Here is a 512-nt window from a genome sequence, read left to right as displayed (position 1 = left end):
CGCGCAGGCCAGGCAGCTCTGGGGCAGCCTCGAATGAGCGAGCCCGCCCCGGGGCCGGGCGCGCCGTCCCCCTCCCGCGGCCGCCTCGCCGGGAAGGTCGCCGTCGTCCTCGGCGCCTCCTCCGGCATCGGCCCCGCCGCCGCGCTCCGCTTCGCCGCCGAGGGCGCCGCCGTCATCGCCGCTGCCCGCCGCCTTCCCGAGCTGGAAGCCCTCGCCGCCGCCTGCGGCGCCATTCCCATCCCCTGCGACATCACCCGCGACGACCAGGTCGAAGCCCTCGCCCGGGCCGCCCTCGACCGTTTCGGCACCCTGGACGTCGCCCTCAACTCCGCCGGCTTCGAACAGAGCACCCCAATCCGCGACCTCACCCCCGGGCGGCTCCACGCGATGGTCGCCGTCCAGTTCCTCGGCGCCGTCTCCTTCATCCGCCACATGGCCAACGCTATGGCTGCCACGGGCGGCGGCTCCCTCATCACGATCTCCTCCATCACCTGTCTCTTATACACATCTGA

1 protein-coding gene is annotated in these 512 nt (G+C 73.6%); it reads left to right on the top strand.

The annotated features are described in order from the left end of the window. Window positions 1-33: 33 nt before the first annotated feature. The coding region (locus N2041_RS14860; protein ID WP_297679426.1) for an SDR family oxidoreductase at window positions 34-512 on the top strand (479 nt) is incomplete at its 3' end.

The sequence above is a fragment of the Tepidiforma sp. genome (assembly GCF_026419595.1).
Taxonomy (GTDB): Bacteria; Chloroflexota; Dehalococcoidia; order Tepidiformales; family Tepidiformaceae; genus Tepidiforma.
This window is presented reverse-complemented; position numbering and strand designations above follow the sequence as displayed.